8 protein-coding genes are annotated in these 17,965 nt (G+C 64.3%); 2 read left to right on the top strand and 6 right to left on the bottom strand.

Going from position 1 to position 17,965, the window contains the following annotated elements:
- Positions 1–16 precede the first annotated feature (16 nt).
- The 6 genes from ACVJNE_RS20950 to ACVJNE_RS20925 form a co-directional block, all read right to left on the bottom strand.
- Positions 17–1,000 carry a branched-chain amino acid ABC transporter permease gene (locus ACVJNE_RS20950; protein WP_499568747.1) on the bottom strand — a complete coding sequence of 328 codons (984 nt, stop codon included), beginning with the start codon at positions 998–1,000 and terminating at the stop codon, positions 17–19.
- Positions 1,000–1,887: a branched-chain amino acid ABC transporter permease gene (locus tag ACVJNE_RS20945; RefSeq protein WP_173187776.1), complete on the bottom strand. Its 888-nt coding sequence runs from the start codon at positions 1,885–1,887 to the stop codon at positions 1,000–1,002. Before ACVJNE_RS20945 ends, ACVJNE_RS20950 begins: the two co-directional genes overlap by 1 nt.
- Positions 1,888–1,954: 67 nt before the next feature.
- Positions 1,955–3,145 carry an ABC transporter substrate-binding protein gene (locus tag ACVJNE_RS20940; RefSeq protein ID WP_499568746.1) on the bottom strand — a complete coding sequence of 397 codons (1,191 nt, stop codon included), beginning with the start codon at positions 3,143–3,145 and terminating at the stop codon, positions 1,955–1,957.
- Positions 3,146–3,188: 43 nt separating this feature from the next.
- Complete coding sequence (locus ACVJNE_RS20935) at positions 3,189–3,932, bottom strand: ABC transporter ATP-binding protein (RefSeq protein ID WP_499568745.1); 744 nt, start codon at positions 3,930–3,932, stop codon at positions 3,189–3,191.
- Positions 3,925–4,680, bottom strand: a complete 756-nt coding sequence (locus ACVJNE_RS20930) for an ABC transporter ATP-binding protein (RefSeq protein WP_499568744.1) — start codon at positions 4,678–4,680, stop codon at positions 3,925–3,927. The genes ACVJNE_RS20935 and ACVJNE_RS20930 overlap by 8 nt, the downstream gene beginning before the upstream one ends.
- 310 nt (positions 4,681–4,990) lie before the next feature.
- Positions 4,991–6,910, bottom strand: coding sequence for a methyl-accepting chemotaxis protein (locus ACVJNE_RS20925; protein ID WP_499568743.1), 1,920 nt, complete (start codon positions 6,908–6,910; stop codon positions 4,991–4,993).
- A 383-nt stretch (positions 6,911–7,293) separates the two neighbouring features.
- On the opposite strand from ACVJNE_RS20925, the gene ACVJNE_RS20920 reads away from it, so the two are divergent.
- Together ACVJNE_RS20920 and ACVJNE_RS20915 are read left to right on the top strand one after the other, a co-directional pair.
- Positions 7,294–15,813 carry a glycoside hydrolase family 94 protein gene (locus tag ACVJNE_RS20920; RefSeq protein ID WP_499568742.1) on the top strand — a complete coding sequence of 2,840 codons (8,520 nt, stop codon included), beginning with the start codon at positions 7,294–7,296 and terminating at the stop codon, positions 15,811–15,813.
- 233 nt (positions 15,814–16,046) lie between these two features.
- Entirely contained in the window at positions 16,047–17,834 is a 1,788-nt protein-coding gene (locus ACVJNE_RS20915; RefSeq protein WP_499568741.1) for a glucan ABC transporter ATP-binding protein/ permease, read from the top strand.
- The last annotated feature ends 131 nt before the right edge of the window (positions 17,835–17,965 follow it).

Below are 17,965 nucleotides of genomic sequence, written 5' to 3'. Positions count from 1 at the left end.
CATGGACGGAAGCCGCTTACAGCGGCTTCCGGGTCCATTTCGAGATGACGCCGACGATGCCTTCGCGGAAGAGCATCACCGAGACCACGAAGATCAGGCCCTGGATGATGGTCACCCAGGCACCGAAGGTCGCAAGGTAGTTCTGCATGGTGACGATTACCGCAGCACCCACGATCGGCCCGAACACGGTGCCCATGCCGCCGAGCAGCGTCATCAGAACGACTTCGCCGGACATTGTCCAGTAGACGTCGGTGAGCGAGGCGAGCTGGAAGACGATGGCCTTGGTGGCGCCGGCAAGGCCGGCCAGCGTCGCCGACAGCACGAAGACGGCGAGCTTGTAGCGGTTGACGCGATAGCCGAGCGAGATCGCGCGCGGCTCGTTCTCGCGGATCGCCTTCAGCACCTGCCCGAACGGCGAGTGGATGATGCGGTAGATGAGCAGGATCCCCGCGAAGGCGATCGCCAGTACCAGGAAATACAGCGATTCCTGCGAGCGCAGATCGATGAGGCCGAAGAGATGGCCGCGCGGCACCGCCTGGATGCCGTCCTCGCCGCCGGTGAACTCGGCCTGCAGCGAGAAGAAGTAGACCATCTGCGCGAAGGCGAGCGTAATCATCGCGAAATAGATGCCCTGCCTGCGGATCGCCAGCGAACCGATGAGGAAGCCGAGCACCCCGGCAACCAGCGTGCCGCAGATGATGGCAAGTTCTGGCGTCAGCCCCCAGACCTTGGCGGCGTGGGCGCAGACATAACTCGCCATCCCGAAATAGGCGGCATGGCCGAAGGACAGCAGCCCGCCATAGCCGAGCAGCAGGTTGAAGGCGCAGGCAAAGAGCGCGAAGCACAGGATCTTCATGATGAAGATCGGGTAGAAGAAGAACGGCGCGGCGATCAGCAGCACCAGCAGGCCTGCGAAGATCGCGATGTGGTGGGCAGGCATGCCGCCCGCCGTCTGCTGGGCGACGACCGGTCCGCCGGTTGCTTCCGTGGTGGCGGCCATCAGGCGGTCCTCCCGAAGAGCCCGGCCGGCTTGACCAGCAGCACCAGGGCCATGATGACGAAAATGACCACCGCCGAGCCTTCGGGGTAGAAGACGCGCGTCAGGCCCTCGATGAGCCCGAGCCCGAAGCCGGTGACGATTGAGCCGAGGATGGAACCCATGCCGCCGATGACGACCACGGCGAAGACGACGATGATGAGGTTCTCGCCCATCACCGGATTGATCGCGTAGATCGGCGCGGCCAGCACGCCTGCAAAGCCGGCCAGCGCTACGCCGAAGCCGTATGTGAGGGTAATCATGAGCGGAACGTTCACGCCGAACGCGCCGACGAGCGTCGGGTTCTCCGTCGCGGCGCGCAGATAGGCGCCGAGCTTGGTCTTCTCGATCACGAACCATGTCGCCAGGCACACGACCGCCGAGGCGATGATGACCCATGCGCGCGAATTGGGCAGATACATGAAGCCGAGATTATGTCCGCCCGAGAGCAGTGGCGGCGCCTGGTAGGGCAGGCCGGACACGCCGAAGATTTGCTTGAAGATGCCGGTCGTGATGAGCGCCAGGCCGAATGTGAGGAGCAGCCCGTAAAGATGGTCGAGGTGATATAGTCGCCGGATGAACAGTCGTTCCAGGATGACGCCGGTAATGCCGACCGCGACCGGCGCGATCAGCAGCGACCACCAGTAGTTCACGCCGAGATAGTTGAGCAGCATCCAGGTGACGAACGCACCCAGCATGTACTGCGCGCCGTGAGTGAAGTTGATGATGTTCAGCAAGCCGAAAATCACCGCCAGCCCGAGAGAGAGGATGGCGTAGAACGAGCCGTTGATCAGCCCGAGCAAGAGCTGGCCGAAAAGCGCCTGAGGCGGAATGCCGAGAAGTTCGAACATCTGGGTACCTGCTGCCGTATGAGAAGGGAGGCGCGCCTGTCGCGCGCCTCCCTCGCGAAGCGTTACGTCACTTGACGAATTCGCAGCCGCCTTCCTCGATCGGACGGAATGCCTTCTCGGCCGGGATCGTGGCGACCGTCTCGTAGAGGTCCCATTCGCCTTCCGACTTGTCGGGCGTCTTCACGCGGAACAGGTAGGAGTCGTGGATCTTGCGGCCGTCCTGCCGAACCACGCCCTTGCCGAACAGCGGATCGTCGGTCGGCATCTCCTTCATCTTGGCCATGACGGCCTCGGTTTCCTTGTTGCCGACCGCCTCGACCGCCTTGAGGTAATGGAGAACCGCGCCGTAGACGCCGGCCTGGATCATCGACGGCTTGTTGCCCGTCTGCTCCTCGAAGCGGGCCGACCACTCGCGGGTGCCGTCATTCATGTCCCAATAGAAGCTTTCCGTCAGCACAAGGCCCTGGGCCACGTCGAGACCCAGCGAATGGACGTCGTTGATGAACACCAGCAGGCCGGCGATAGCCTGACCGGCCTGCGTGATGCCGAACTCGGCCGCCTGCTTCATCGAGTTGACGGTGTCGCCGCCGGCGTTGGCAAGGCCGATCACCTGCGCACCGGACGCCTGTGCCTGCAGAAGGAACGACGAGAAGTCTGTGCCGGGGAACGGCGTCTTGACCGAGCCGATCACCTCGCCACCGGCCTCCTTGACCACTGCCGAGGTATCACGCTCCAGAGCGTGGCCGAAGGCATAGTCCGCGGTCAGGAAGAACCAGGTCTTGCCGCCGTTCTCCACCATGGCGCCGCCGGTGCCATGCGCGAGCTGCCAGGTGTCGTAGGTCCAGTGGATGGTGTTGGGCGAGCAGGCCGCACCCGTCAGATCGGACGTTGCAGCACCCGAATTGAGGAAGATCTTGTTCTTCTCGCGGGTGATCTCGTTGATGGCGAGCGCCACCGACGAGGTCGGAACGTCGGCGATCACGTCGACGCCTTCGGTGTCGTACCACTGACGTGCGATGTTGGAGCCGACGTCCGGCTTGTTCTGATGGTCCGCCGACACGATCTCGACATTGATGCCCTTGGAGGCCGCGTCGAAATCTTCGACCGCAAGCCTTGCGGCGATCACGGAACCTTCGCCGCCGATGTCTGCATAGATGCCGGAGCGGTCGTTCATGACGCCGATCTTGACGTCTGTGGCGTAGGCCGTTCCCGACATGAGCACACCTGCCAGTGCGGCAAGGACGAATCTGCTTTTCATTTCCTTCTCCTCCGATTGCGGCGCGTTTCGCGCCTTCTCTCCCTCACACGCCCAGATAGGAGTGCAATTTGTCGATATTGGTTTCGAGCTGGTCGTTGGGGATCATGTCGATCACCTTGCCCTGCTCGACGACATAGTGCCGGTCCGCCACCGTGGAGGCGAAGCGGAAGTTCTGCTCCACCAGAATGATGGTGAAGCCCTCCTGCTTCAGCCGCGCGATGGTGTGGCCGATCTGCTGGATGATGACCGGCGCGAGCCCCTCCGTCGGCTCGTCCAGAAGCAGCATCTTGGCGCCGGTGCGCAGGATGCGCGCGATCGCCAGCATCTGCTGTTCCCCGCCCGAAAGCTTGGTTCCCTGGCTCGAAAGACGCTCCTTGAGGTTGGGAAACAGCTCGAAAATCCGGTCGAGGCTCATGCCGCCAGGCTTCACCTGCGGCGGCAGCATCAGGTTCTCCTCGACCGAGAGCGAAGAGAATATGCCGCGCTCTTCCGGGCACCAGGCGATGCCTTCCCTGGCGACGAAGCGCGCCGGGGCGTGCATCAGCTCCTTGCCCTGGAACTGCACCGAGCCGGTGCGTTTCGGCAATACGCCCATGATGGCCTTGAGCGTCGTCGTCTTGCCGGCGCCGTTTCGGCCAAGCAGCGTCACCACCTCGCCGAACCGCACGTCGAAGCTGATGCCGTGCAAAACGTGGCTCTCGCCATACCAGGCTTCCAGCCCCCGGACCGAGAGAAGCGGCGATCCGGCTTCGGCCTGTGGGTTCGTTGCCAAAGCTGCCTCAGCCATGTCCCGCTCCGATATAGGCTTCGATCACGCGTTCGTCCTTGGACACGGTGGCATAGTCTCCTTCGGCCAGCACCTTGCCGCGCGCCAGTACCGTGATGGTGTCAGACAGGTTCGCCACCACCGACAGATTATGCTCGACCATCAGGATCGTGCGGTTGGCGGAAATGCGCTTGATGAGCGCCGAGATACGCTCGACGTCTTCCTGCGCCATGCCCGCCATCGGCTCGTCGAGCAGCAGCATCTCGGGATTGAGCGCCAGCGTCGTTGCGATCTCCAGCGCCCGCTTGCGGCCGTAGGACAGATCGGAGGCGTTGACGGTCTCGAATTCGGAAAGGCCGACATCGGCGAGCAGCGCGCGGGCCTCGTCGTCAAAGGCCGCCAACACCTTCTGCGAGCGCCAGAAATCGAAGCTGTCGCCGCGCTTGCGCTGCAGGGCGATGCGGACGTTTTCCAGCGCGGTCAGGTGCGGGAACACCGCCGAAATCTGGAACGAGCGCACCAGCCCGAGCCGCGCGATGTCGGCCGAAGACATGGATGTGATGTCGTCGCCCTTGTAGGTGATCTTGCCCCTGGTCGGCGACAGGAACTTCGTCAGCAGGTTGAAGCAGGTGGTCTTGCCGGCGCCGTTCGGGCCGATCAATGCGTGAATCTGCCCGCGCCGAACACTGAGGTTGACGTCTTCGACGGCAAAGAAGCCCTTGAATTCCTTGGTCAGATTCTCAGCGGCCAGAATGACGCCGTCACTCATACGTTCCTCACACTCATCGCTCGCGCCTTTCCGGCGTGTTCTTTGTGATGAGCCCTCCTCCCGGGAAGCGCTCTGGCCGTTTGCCGGCCGATGCGGTCTGTCGCCGCGTCTGCCAGAACCATGCACAAGGATGCGGGGAAGGCAAGTTGGTATAAATACGTCGCTTGCCCGGTGACGCGGGTTACGAACCGTTCCGCGCATCATGTTCAACTAAAGTCTAATGAATATGTGTTGCCGCAACGAAAACGACGAAGGCCGGCTTTTCAGCCGGCCTTGGAGTTCGATCAAGGAGGGTGTGGCGAGCCGCTCGCTAGCGGTGTCCGACCGCAGTGGCGGCGTCTTCGTTGTCGGCCTGCCGCATGGCGTTGCCGGCGGCGTGCAGCGGATTGCGCAGCATGACCAGCTCCGCACCTGCGGCCTCGTGGGCATCGAGCGAGAAGCGTGCGACGAGGGCCTCGAGCGAGTGCGCCTCGCGTGCCAGCGAGTGGCTGGCCGCCGTCGACTGCTCGGCCATGGCGGCGTTCTGCTGCGTTGCCTGGTCGATCGTGTTCACGGCGGAATTGACCTCGGCGAGGCTGGTCGACTGCTCGCGAGCGGCGGTCACGATTGCCGCGATGTGATCGTTGATCTCGGCAACCTCCCGGACGATCGAGTCCAGCGACGTGCCGGTATCACCGACGAGTTGGACGCCCGACTGCACCTGTTGCGCCGAGGTCATGATGAGCGCCTTGATCTCCTTGGCGGCCTCGGCCGAGCGCTGTGCCAGCGCGCGCACTTCGGAGGCGACCACCGCGAAGCCCTTGCCGGCCTCCCCTGCACGTGCCGCTTCGACCCCCGCGTTCAGCGCCAGCAGGTTGGTCTGGAACGCGATCTCGTCGATGACGCCGATGATGCTGGAAATCTCGCGCGAAGAGGCGTCGATCTGCGTCATGGCGTGAACCGCCTTCTGCACGGTCTCGCCGGAGACGCGGGCATCTTCGGTGGCGCGTGATACCAGGGCGCCGACCTCCTCTGCACGGCGCGATGAATCGCGAACGGTCGCCGTGATTTCTTCAAGCGCGGCAGCGGTTTCCTCAACGGAAGCAGCCTGCCGCTCGGTACGCCGCGACATGTCGTCGGCGGCGTTGCGGATTTCTTCCGAACCGGAATTGATCGCCCTCGCGTTCTGCCGGATTTCGCCGAGCGTTTCGCGAAGTGTCGCCACAGAAGCGTTGTAGTCGTTGCGAACCTGCTCGAGCCGGCCGGTGAAGGGCGTGTCGATCCGCTGCGACAGGTCGCCCTGCGCGAGCGCTGACAGCGATGCGCCAAGAGCGTCGACGGCTTCCGCGATTTCGGCCTCGATCTGGCGTTTTTCCTCGTCGTTACGGGTGCGCTCCACTTCCGACGCCGAACGCTGGCGGGCGCTTTCGCCCTCGACGCGTTCCTTCTGAAGCGCGTTGTCGCGGAACACGGCAAGCGCCCGGCCGATCGCGCCGAACTCGTTCTGCCTGTCCTGGTAGGGCGCTTCGGCGGTCATGTCGCCGGAAGCCAGTCGGTGAACCGAGTCGGTCAGCGTCGCCATGGGCCTGATGAGCGCCCGCATCGCAAAGAACGCCACGGCACCGAAGACCAGCAGGCACACCGCGCCCACGCCGGTCAGCAGCAACAGCATGCTGTCGATCTTGGCGAAATAAACCTCCATGGGAATGCCGATGAACAGGATGCCGACATTGGCCCCGGCCTCGTTCTTCACCGGCACATAACCCGTCATATAGGCCTTCCCGAACAGAACGGCCTCTCCGTAATAGGCCTCGCCTTTGGCAAGAAATGCCTGTGCCGGATGGTCCGGCGCAAGCGTGGTGCCGACAGCGCGGCTTCCGTCCTGTTTGAGGACGTTGGTCGAGACCCGGCGATACTCGTTGTCCTGCGTCTGGAACACGGTCGCGACACCGGCGATGGCGTTCGCGGTGCGGTCGACGAGGTCGTGATTGGCGATTGGCGGTATGCTTGTTGCCGTGAGATCGGCTATTTGTTCGCCATCGATCTCAACGTTGAGACCATAAAGCGACACGCCGGCCAGCACGGCCATAGTGCGGGCGGCGTCGCGTGCATCGCTCGACGCATCGTGCAGCACCGATGCCCTGAGATTGTGGTGCATGACGCCGACAATGGCGGCGGTTGTCAGAAAAATGAGCGCTACGGTGACCGCCACGCTCTGGTAGACGATCGAAGATCTGAAAAGACTTATCATTGGGGCCCCTCGCCGCAGATGAACTCTTCAGATCAACCTTAAACAGTTAAAGCTTTAATGAAGCGTTCACTGTCTTATGGATGCTGCATCTGCGCCTGTGCCGATGCCTCGGACAAGGCATCTGAAGCTGACTTGGCTCCCGTGACGCTGCAGGGACGCCATGCGGAAATACTGGGCCACGGAAGATTAAAGTGACGGTCGACATTGTAAGGACGGTGGGCGTGGGACACCTTGTCCGCCTGTTGTTTCGCGCTGCAACATAATGTGTTTGAGCAGAGTGAAACTCCCGTGGAACTATCGCCTCAATAATCGGTTTAAGAGCATCCCGCACACGTCTGGCTGGCAGCCGGGAAGTCGAAATCCCATCCGGGGGCTCATACCCAATGAATGTTCATGCAGACCCGACACTTCGGTCTGACAACAAGCTTTCGTTTCGCGGGGGCGATCTGCCTATCCGCTCTCCTTTTGCACATCACGGCGATCTGCGCCGGCTCGGCGCGGCGCTGGCGCGGGGTGCCAGGGAACATATCGAGGATATCGAGCCCTTCGAGCCGCGCGACCGTACGAAGGACAGCGCCGAGCGCATCCGCTCCGTCGTCCATGTACTGAACCGTGCGCAACTCGATGGCGAGAGCGTGACGCCGGCCGCAAACTGGCTGCTCGACAATTCGCACGTCATCGAACAGGCGATCGCCGCCATCCGCCGCGACCTGCCCCGGCGCTTCTATCGCCAGCTACCCGAAATGCCGGACCTGCGCGTGCCGCGCGTGCTGGCGATTGCATGGCTCTACGTGGCGCAGTCCGACAGCGAGGTCTCGGTCGACGGCTTCCGCGCGCTGGTCGACGGTTTCCAGGAAGTGCAGCCATTGCGCATCGGCGAGCTCTGGGCGCTGCCGTCGCTGCTGCGCTTCGTGCTGGTGGAGAATCTGAGACGGCTGGCGGTTCGCGTCGCCAAGGCGCGCGATATGCGTGTGCTGGCCAATCAGGTGGCCGACAAGCTGGCATTGGTTCCGGGCGGTGAGGACGTCGACATCCTGCGCGCCTATGCGCAGCAGGCCCGCGACCGCACATTCGCGACACAACTACTCCATCGCCTGCGCGACGGCTCGCAGGTTTCCAGCAAGGCGCTGGCATGGCTGGAGGGCGAACTGGAAGCGGCCGGCAGCGACGCCGAGGAGATCACGCTCGGCGAGCACGCCAACCTGTCTTCGGGCAACGTCACTACCGGCAACATCATCAAGGGCCTGCGCCTGATCGACGACACGGAATGGACGGTATGGTTCGAGGAGGTCAGCCATATCGACCGCCTGCTGCGCGATCGGACGGATTTCGAGAAGCTGGACTTTGCATCCCGCGACGCCTATCGCGGCGCCGTCGAAAAGCTGGCGAAACGTTCGGGGCGTGAGGAGCACGAGGTTGCTCTGCAGGCTGTCGCCATGGCCGAGACGGCGGGCGAATGCCGTTCGAACGGCGGCGCCGGCGTCGATGCAGGCTGCTTTCTCGTCGGGCCGCGGCGACAGGAGTTCGAGCGTGCGCTGGGTTACACCCCGTCGTTCGGTGAGAGGCTCCATCGCATTTACCGCAAGAGCGACTGGCTGGGTGTCGTCGTGCCGGTGGCGCTGGTGACCTGCCTGCTGCTCGCTGCTGGTGCGGTGGCGCTGGCCGACTACGGGCTTTCGACAGGGGCGGTGATGCTGCTGGTCGCGCTTTTTGCGTTTCCGGCGAGCGAGGCGGCCGTTGGCCTGTTCAACACGCTGGTCTCGACCTTCGTCAAGCCGACGCGGCTGATCGGCTATGACTACAAGGACGGCGTTCCAGCGTATGCGCGAACGCTTGTGGTTGCGCCGGTCCTGTTCGGCAGCCGCGACGATGTCGAAGAAGCCGTCCGCAATCTCGAAGTGCACTACCTCGCAAACATGGGGGGGGAATTGCATTTCGCCGTGCTGTCCGACTGGTCCGACAGTCAGACGGAGCAAAGCGCGGCTGATCTGGCTCTCCTCGAGCACGCCCACGAACTGATCGCGGCGCTCAATGCCCGCTATCCGAAGGAAGGCCATGCGCGTTTCTACCTGCTGCACCGCCGGCGGCTCTACAACAAGGCCGAGAGTTGCTGGATGGGCTGGGAGCGCAAGCGCGGCAAGCTGCATGAGCTGAACACGCTGCTGCGCGGCGACCATGACACGACGTTCTTCGCACCCGCGGACCCGCTGCCGCAGGACATCGAATATGTGATGACGGTCGACGCCGACACGCGCATGACGCGCGGCGCGGTCGGCAAGCTGGTCGGCAAGCTGGAACATCCGCTTAACCGCCCCGTCATCGACGCCAAGGCGCGGCGCCTGGCTTCCGGCCACGGCATCCTGCAGCCGCGCATCACGCCATCGCTGACGACCGGCGACGAGGCGTCGTTCTTCCAGCGCATCTTCTCCGCCAACCGCGGCATCGATCCCTACGTCTTCGCCGTCTCCGACGTCTATCAGGACCTGTTCGATCAAGGCACCTTCACGGGCAAAGGGCTCTACCACATCGACGCGATGGAAGCCGCGCTCCGCGATCGCATCCCGGAAAACACGATCCTTAGTCACGATCTGATCGAGGGCGGTTATGCCAGCGCGGCGCTGGTGACCGATGTCGAGCTGATAGAGGATTACCCGACGCGCTATCTCGTCGACGAGTCGCGCCAGCATCGCTGGGCGCGGGGCGACTGGCAGCTTCTGCCGTGGATACTCAATCCGCGCTCGGGCGTGCCCGGTCTTTCGCGTTGGAAGATGATCGACAATCTGCGCCGGTCGCTGACGCCGATCTTCTGGATCGCGGCGTCGGTAGCGGGCTGGACCCTGCTGCCCTTCACGCAAGCCGCCCAGTGGCAGGCGCTTCTTGTGCTGAGCCTGTTCCTGTCGCTCACCTACGGCATCGTCGATTCGATCCTGCCGCGCGACCCGGAGGCGACGCTCAAGAACCACATTGCCGCCGTTGCGCGCGACTTCGCCTTTGCCAGTGCGCAGGTTGCGCTCAAGGTGGTGCTGATGGCGCATCACGCCTGGTCGATGGGCGATGCGGTGGTGCGCACGCTCTATCGGCTGTTCGTCAGCCGCCGGCATCTGCTGGAATGGCGGGCGGCCTCGCAGGCGGCGCGTTCGTGCGAAGAAAGCCTCGGCGGCCATTATCGCGCCATGAGCGGCGTCGTGCTGGTAGCCCTGGTTGGCCTTGCGATCCCGTTGATGGTCGGTTCCACCGGTGTGGTCGTTGCTTCGTTCTTCGCGATTTTCTGGGCCGGTTCGCCAGCCTTCGCGTGGCTGGTCAGCCAGTCGGCGGAGACCGAGGATCGGCTGGAAGTGGACCCCGAGGACGCGGCCACCCTGCGCACCATCGCGCGGCGGACATGGCTCTATTTCGAGACCTTCGTGACGGCCGAGCACCATATGCTGCCACCGGACAATTTCCAGGAAGTGCCGGTGCCGGTCGTGGCGGGCCGCACCTCGCCGACGAATATCGGCGTCTACATGCTGTCCGTGGTGTCCGCCCGCGACTTCGGCTGGATCAGCCTTTCGGAAACCATCGACCGTCTGGACCGGACCATGTCCACTATGGAGAAGATGGAGCGCTACCGCGGCCATCTCTACAACTGGTACGACACCCGCACGCTGCGGCCGTTGCATCCGCTCTACGTCTCATCCGTCGACAGCGGCAATCTGGCGGGGCACCTCGTCGCCGTCGCATCGGCCTGCGACCTTTGGGCTGCCGCGCCCGCTGCCCACCTGCAGGGCGAATTCGGCGGCATCATCGACGTCGCGGCCATCCTTGAGGAGGAGCTGGCGGCGCTGCCCGACGACCGTCGCGCGCTGCGGCCGCTGCGCCAGCGTCTGGCCGAGCGCATCGAGGGCATGCGCCGGGCTGTGAACAACATCCGCGATGAACCCGAGACAGCGGCGATCCGCACCATCAACCTCACCGTACTGGCCGCCGACATCCGCAAGCTTGCCAAGGCGCTCGACGAAGAGATCGGCTCGCAGGCGAGCGGCGACCTCGCGCTCTGGGCTGAGAAGCTGGAGAAGGCCTGCGAAGCCCATCTGACGGATTCGCATGTCGAGGAAACCGGCATCGGCAAGCTGCGGCAGCGGCTGATCCAGTTGCGCGACCGCACGCGCAAGTTCGCCTTCGAGATGGATTTCTCGTTCCTGCTGCGGCAGGACCGCAAGCTGCTTTCCATCGGCTACCGGATCGAAGAGCGCCAGCTCGACGAAGCCTGCTACGACCTTCTTGCCTCCGAGGCGCGGCTGACGAGCCTTTTCGGCATCGCCAAGGGCGATCTGCCGACAGAACACTGGTTCCGGCTCGGCCGTCCCGTCACCGAGATCGGCTTCCACGGCGCGCTGCTGTCGTGGTCGGGCTCGATGTTCGAATATCTGATGCCGCCGCTGGTCATGAAGGAGCCGCTGGGTGGCATCCTCAACCAGACCAGCAATCTCGTCATCAGGAAACAGATGTCATATGCCCGCTCGAAGCGGGTGCCTTGGGGCATCTCCGAAGCGGCCTACCACGCGCGTGACCGCGAGATGACCTATCAGTACACCAATTTCGGCGTGCCCGGCCTGGGCCTCAAGCGCGGGCTGGCGCAGGATACCGTGATCGCGCCTTATGCGAGCCTGCTTGCCGCGCAGTTCAAGCCAGCCGAAGCCGTCGAGAACCTGCGCTGGCTGCGCAAGCTCGGGGCGCTCGGCCGCTACGGCTATCACGATGCGGTCGACTTCACGGCCGTGCGCGTGCCCGAAGGCAAACGCCACGCAGTGGTGCACAACTTCATGGCGCACCATCATGGCATGTCGATTGTCGCGGTCGCCAACGCCGTCTTCGAAGGCCGTATGCGCGACCGCTTCCACGCCGACTCGGTGATCGAATCCGCCGAACTCTTACTGCAGGAAAAGGCGCCGCGCGAAATCCCTGCAATGCCGATCCGCGCGGAGACCGGCGAGCGGATCAAGCCGGAGGTGCTCGACGAGCGTCCGGATTCGCGGCTCGTCCTCGATCCCCTGCGCAGCATGCGCGCAACCAATCTCATGTCCAACGGGCACTATCACGTCATGGTCAGCGGCACGGGCACCGGCTACAGCCGCGCCGACGAGATCGCCATCACGCGCTGGAACGGCGATCCGACCGAGGACCGCACCGGAACGTTCCTGTTCCTGAGCGATCCCGAGAATGGCGACTGGTGGTCGGCCACGGCGGAGCCGAAACGCATGCCGGGCGAAACGACCCGCGCCTTCTTCGGCGACGACCGGGCGGTGTTCACCAAGACCGTCGGCACGCTACGCTCCGAGGTCGAGTGCGTCGTCGTTTCCGAAGGCAATGGCGAGGCACGTCGCCTCACGATCTGGAACGAAGGCGATCAGGATCGCCATATCGACGTGACGTCCTTCGCCGAGCTGGCCCTGGCCTTCGAGGCGGCCGACACCGCGCACCCGGCGTTCTCCAAGATGTTCGTGAAGACGGAGATCGGCGGTGAGGATGGCGCGACTGTGTTCGCGGAGCGCCGGAAGCGCTCGTCCGGTGACCCGTCGATCGCGCTCGCTCATTTCGTGACCTCCGGCGTCGGCGTTGCCCGCGATGTCGAGGCGGAGACGGACCGGCGCACCTTCATCGGGCGCGGCCGGTCGATCGCCAACGCCGCTGCCTTCGATGCCGGCGCCCGGCTCTCCGGCTCGGCCGGTCATGTGCTGGACCCTGTCATGGCGCTGCGCGCGCGGGTGAGGGTGCCGGCGCGCAAGAAGGTAATGCTGACCTTCTGGACGGTCGTCGCCGCGAACCGCCCCGATGTCGAGCAGGAAATGAAGCGCTTCCTGCACCCCGACAGTTTCCGCCGGCAGGCGATGCTGGCATGGACGCGTTCGCAGGTGCAGACGCGCCATGTGGGGCTCAGCCTTGCCGAAGCCGCCGGGGTGCAGAAGCTCGCAAGCCGCCTGCTTTATCCGGACCCGACCTTGCGTGCACCGGCAGAGACCATCTCGGCCGGCCTCGGCCGCCAGTCGGCGCTTTGGCCGATGGCGATCTCGGGCGACTTCCCGATATTCGCGTTGCGTATCGGAGACGTCGCCGATCTGGAGATCGTCGCGACTGCGCTGCGCATGCAGGAATACATGCGCGCGCACGGCCTGCTGGCCGATATGGTGATCGTCAACGAGCAGGCCTCGTCCTACGTGCAGGACCTGCAACAGGCGATCGAGCTGCTGTGCGACAATGCCCGCATGCGCGGCCGCGAGCTCGGGCCGCGCCAGCATATCTTCGCCGTGCGCCGCGACCTGATGGACGACACCTCCTATCGCACGCTTCTTTCGGCTGCGCGTGTTGTGATGCACACCCGCAACGGCCCGATCCTCGATCAGATCGAGCGGGCCGAGCAGACCGCGCTGGCGGCGGAGACCGCAGCGCGGGAGGCTGAAACGACACGCAGGCCGCTGCCCGTTCGCGAGCCGTCGCCGGGCAACGACAACAAGGCGGTTGCCGCGGAGGTGGACGGCGAGGAGCTGTCCTTCTGGAACGGGTTCGGCGGTTTCGCGGATCATGGGCGCGAATACGTCGTCCGGCTCTCCGGCAACCGCGCGACGCCGCAGCCCTGGATCAACGTGATTGCCAACCCCGAATTCGGTTTCCACACTTCGAGCGAGGGCGCCTCGTTCACCTGGAGCCGCAACAGCCGCGACTTCCAGTTGACGCCGTGGTCGAACGACCCGGTTACCAACCGACCGGGCGAGGCGTTCTACATTCGCGACATGGAGACCGGCGAAGCGTTTTCGCCGCAAGCCTGTGTGCTGCGCGATCCGTCGATTGTCTACGAAGCGCGCCACGCGCCGGGGGTCTCGAGCTTCCATGCGCACAAGGGCGCGCTCAGCGCGGAACTGACGCAGCTCGTCGACCAGAACGATCCGGTCAAGGTGCAGCGCCTGCGGCTCACGAACCACGGAACCGGCAACGCCAAGCTGCGCGTCTATGCCTATGCCGAATGGCTGATGGGCAATAACCGTGCGCGCTCAGCCCCCTTCATCGTTCCGGCGCGCGACGAGACAACCGGAGCGCTGATGGCGCATAACCCCTACAGCCTCGATTACGGCGAGCGCACCGCGTTCCTCGTCAGCGATGGCAAGGCAGTGACCTACACCTGCGACCGCACGGAATTCCTCGGGGCCGGCGGCTCTACGGTCAGTCCCGTTGCCGTGCGGCGCGGGCTGGACCTTTCCGGTAATGTTGAAGCGGGGCGCGACCCATGCGCTGCGATCGCTTGCGACGTGATGATCGGCGCGGGTGAAACGGCCGACCTGCACATCATTCTCGGCGACGCCTCCTCGGCCATCGAAGTGTCTTTGCTCGCGAAACGGCATCTGGAGACCGATTTCGAGAGCCGCATGGACGCGAACGGCACTGCGTGGGCGGAATTTTCCGATGCGCTGCAGGTGGAAACGCCAGATCCCGCCTTCAATGCGATGGTCAACACCTGGCTGCCTTATCAGAGCCTGGCCTGCCGTATCCGGGCGCGATCCGCTTTCTATCAGGCGAGCGGCGCGTTCGGCTTCCGCGACCAGTTGCAGGACACGCTTGCGCTGCTGCTTCACGATCCCGCGCTAGCGCGCGCCCAGATCGTCAACGCGGCAGGGCGGCAGTTCAAGGAAGGTGACGTGCAGCATTGGTGGCTGCCGCGCAGCGGCGCGGGCGTGCGCACTATCATCTCCGACGACGTCGTCTGGCTCGCTTATGGAACGCATCATTATGTGAGCGTGACCGGCGACCGCGCGGTACTGGACGAACAGATCCGCTTCATCGAGGGGCCGCCGCTGAAGGAAGGCGAACACGACGCCTTCTTCACGCCCGAGACCTCGCAAGAGGAGGCTACGCTGTACGAACATTGCGCGCGCGCGCTCGATCTCGCGGTGCAGCGCACCGGCGAGAATGGCTTGCCGCTGATCCTCGGTGGCGACTGGAACGACGGCATGAACCGCGTCGGCGAGGAGGGGCGGGGCACCAGCGTCTGGCTGGGCTGGTTCCTGCTCAAGGCGCTGCGCGATTTCGAGCCGATAGCCATCGAGCGTGGCGATGAAGCGCGCGCTCAGGCGTGGCGGCAGCATGCCGGAAAACTCGGCAAGGCCCTGGAAGACGCTGGCTGGGACGGGCAGTGGTATCGCCGCGGAACCTATGACGACGGCACGCCGCTTGGCTCCGCGCAGTCGGACGAATGCCGCATCGACTCGATTGCCCAGTCCTGGGCGTTGATGTCGGAAGGCGCCGACCCGGCAAGGGCGTCGCAGGCCATCGACAAGGTCATGGAACTGCTGGCCGATGACGATCTCAAGATCGTGAGGCTCTTCGACCCGCCCTTCGAAAACACCGACAAGGAACCGGGCTACATCAAGAGCTATCCCCCGGGCGTGCGCGAGAATGGCGGGCAATACACCCACGCCGCGACGTGGCTGGTGGTTGCGCTGGCGAAGCTTGGCCGCGCCGACGAGGCCTATCGCGTCTTCTCGATGCTCAATCCGGTGAACCACGCGCCGGACGAGGCCGAGGCCGAGCGATACAGGGTCGAGCCCTATGTGGTGGCGGCCGACATCTATTCGCAAGGCGAAAAGGCCGGGCGAGGGGGCTGGACCTGGTACACGGGTTCGGCGGGCTGGCTCTACCGTGCCGCCGTGGAGGCGATACTCGGCATCCGCCGCGAGGGCGACAGGCTGTTCGTGGAGCCGTCGCTGCCTTCGTCATGGGACGGATTCGAGACCCGGCTGCGGCTCGGCAATGCCCGTTTGCACATCACAGTGAAGCGGGGCGCAAAGGCCGAAATGACGCTCAACGGGAAGCGGACGAAGACGCAAATTCCGGTCAAGGACGGTGACCATGAAGTCGTTGTGACGGTGGTCTGACGCACTTGCAGCATGGAAGGATCGCCGGGCGCACACGATCGCGCCCGGCTTTCGTCACCGCTCCGCCATTTTTTATTATATTTCAGTCTGTTACAAGATCACGAAAGGTAACTTTCTGTCGCTCTTGTTGACACAAACAAGGCAACGGAATCGCGCGCAGCCCATTGATGTAAAACGCGGCGAGGCATAGCGTCACCGCGTGCATGGTGCACTGCAACAAAACGGGGTTCCGTTTGTCACTTCTGTCAATTTACTGGAGGGCCATGAGCTACCTCGCCGCCGAAAGGCAGCGCGTGGCAATCATCAGCCTTGCCAATGTGGCGCTCGCGATCGCCATGATCGCTGAGCCCATTCTGTTCGGCCGTATCATCGAGGCCATCTCCCAGGAAGAAAACATCGCATTCCAGGTCGGGGCATGGGCCGCGCTGGGCGCATTCAACATCGTGGCCTTCGTTCTCGTCGCCCGCGGCGCCGACAGGCTGGCGCACAAGCGGCGGGTGGACGTGCTGGGCGAGTCCTTCGAGAAGGTCATCTCGATGCCGCTGTCCTGGCACCATCGCCACGGCACCTCGCATTCGCTGCACACGCTGCTGCGCGCGATGGAAACGTTGTTCTCGCTATGGCTCGAATTCATGCGTCAGCACCTGGCGACGGCCGTTGCCCTGCTGCTGCTGATCCCCACGGCGCTGACGCTCGACTGGCGGATGGCTGGCGTCCTGCTCTGCCTCGGCGCGTCCTACGTCGCGATCAGCCGCGCGGTGATGGCGCGCACCAAGGATGGACAGGCGCAGGTCGAGCAGCATTATCATCAGGTCTTCGCGCATGTCAGCGACTCGATCAGCAACGTCTCGGTGCTGCAGAGCTACGGCCGGCTTGCCGATGAGGCCGCGGCACTGCGCCGCTATACGGACGACCTTATCGGCGCCCAGTTCCCGGTGCTGAACTGGTGGGCTGTAGCCAGCGCCCTGCAGCGCCTGTCGGCTACGATCTCGATGATGGTGGTTCTGGTTATCGGCGCGATCCTCGTTCAGCGCGGCCATCTGCGCATCGGCGACATCGTTGCCTTTGCAGGCTTTGCGACGCTGCTTATCGGCCGGCTCGACCAGGTGACGGGCTTCGTCAATCAGGTCTTCGAGGCCCGTGCCAAGCTGGAACCCTTCTATGCGCTGGAGGATGCCGTTGGCGAACGCAGCGAGCCGATGGGCACCCGTCCGATCGAGCGGGTGCGCGGCGACGTGGTCTTCGACGACGTGTGTTTCCAGTTCCCGGATTCGGGCGAGGGCGTTCAGAACATCTCGTTCAGCGTTGCCGCCGGTCAGACGGTGGCCATCGTCGGCCCCACAGGCGCCGGCAAGACGACTCTCATCAACCTCCTGCAGCGCGTCTTCGATCCGAAGTCCGGCTCGATCCGCGTCGACGGCATCGATACACGCACCGTGACGCGCAAGTCGCTGCGCGACCAGATCGCGACAGTGTTCCAGGATGCGGGGCTGCTAAATCGCACAATCGAGGAAAACATCCGCCTCGGCCGCGCCGATGCCGGCTACCACGAGGTCCACGAGGCGTCGCTCGCGGCGGCCGCGCAGGACTTCATCCTGGCCAAGAGCGAAGGCTACGATACTGTGGTCGGCGAGCGCGGCTCCCAGCTTTCCGGCGGCGAGCGCCAGCGCATCGCGATCGCGCGCGCCGTGCTCAAGGATGCGCCGATCCTGGTGCTCGACGAGGCGACCAGTGCGCTCGACGTCGAGACGGAGGGCAAGGTCAAGGAGGCGATCGACCGCCTGCGGCGCAACCGCACCACCTTCGTCATCGCGCACCGGCTGTCGACCGTCTGCGACGCCGACCTCGTGATCTTTATGGATCGCGGACGGATCGTTGAGATGGGCGGCTTCAACGAACTTGCCGCGCGCGACAACGGCCGCTTCGCCTCGCTGCTGCGGGCGAGCGGACTGCTGGACGACAAGGATCGGCTGCGCTCGGTGCCGATCAACGTGCCGGAATTGTCGCCCGAGGCCGCGTAAGCGTCCGGCCTGTCGAGCGACACTGAAAATCGCGCATTGAATAGCCCCTAGATTTGTGGACGCCTTCTTCCCTAAATTTGAGGCAAGGAGGCCATGATGGGGACCGGCAATTTCAGTGACGAGTTCAAGCG

This window comes from Mesorhizobium sp. DxT (assembly GCF_058448885.1).
The sequence above is the reverse complement of the archived record's forward strand: the minus strand, read 5'-3'. Positions and strand labels throughout refer to the sequence as shown.

What these genes read in the sequence shown, in the direction of transcription:
- ACVJNE_RS20950 (WP_499568747.1), bottom strand. Translation starts at nt 1,000, where the DNA reads ATGGCCGCCACCACGGAAGCAACCGGCGGACCGGTCGTCGCCCAGCAG.
- ACVJNE_RS20945 (WP_173187776.1), bottom strand. Translation starts at nt 1,887, where the DNA reads ATGTTCGAACTTCTCGGCATTCCGCCTCAGGCGCTTTTCGGCCAGCTC.
- ACVJNE_RS20940 (WP_499568746.1), bottom strand. Translation starts at nt 3,145, where the DNA reads ATGAAAAGCAGATTCGTCCTTGCCGCACTGGCAGGTGTGCTCATGTCG.
- ACVJNE_RS20935 (WP_499568745.1), bottom strand. Translation starts at nt 3,932, where the DNA reads ATGGCTGAGGCAGCTTTGGCAACGAACCCACAGGCCGAAGCCGGATCG.
- ACVJNE_RS20930 (WP_499568744.1), bottom strand. Translation starts at nt 4,680, where the DNA reads ATGAGTGACGGCGTCATTCTGGCCGCTGAGAATCTGACCAAGGAATTC.
- ACVJNE_RS20925 (WP_499568743.1), bottom strand. Translation starts at nt 6,910, where the DNA reads ATGATAAGTCTTTTCAGATCTTCGATCGTCTACCAGAGCGTGGCGGTC.
- ACVJNE_RS20920 (WP_499568742.1), top strand. Translation starts at nt 7,294, where the DNA reads ATGAATGTTCATGCAGACCCGACACTTCGGTCTGACAACAAGCTTTCG.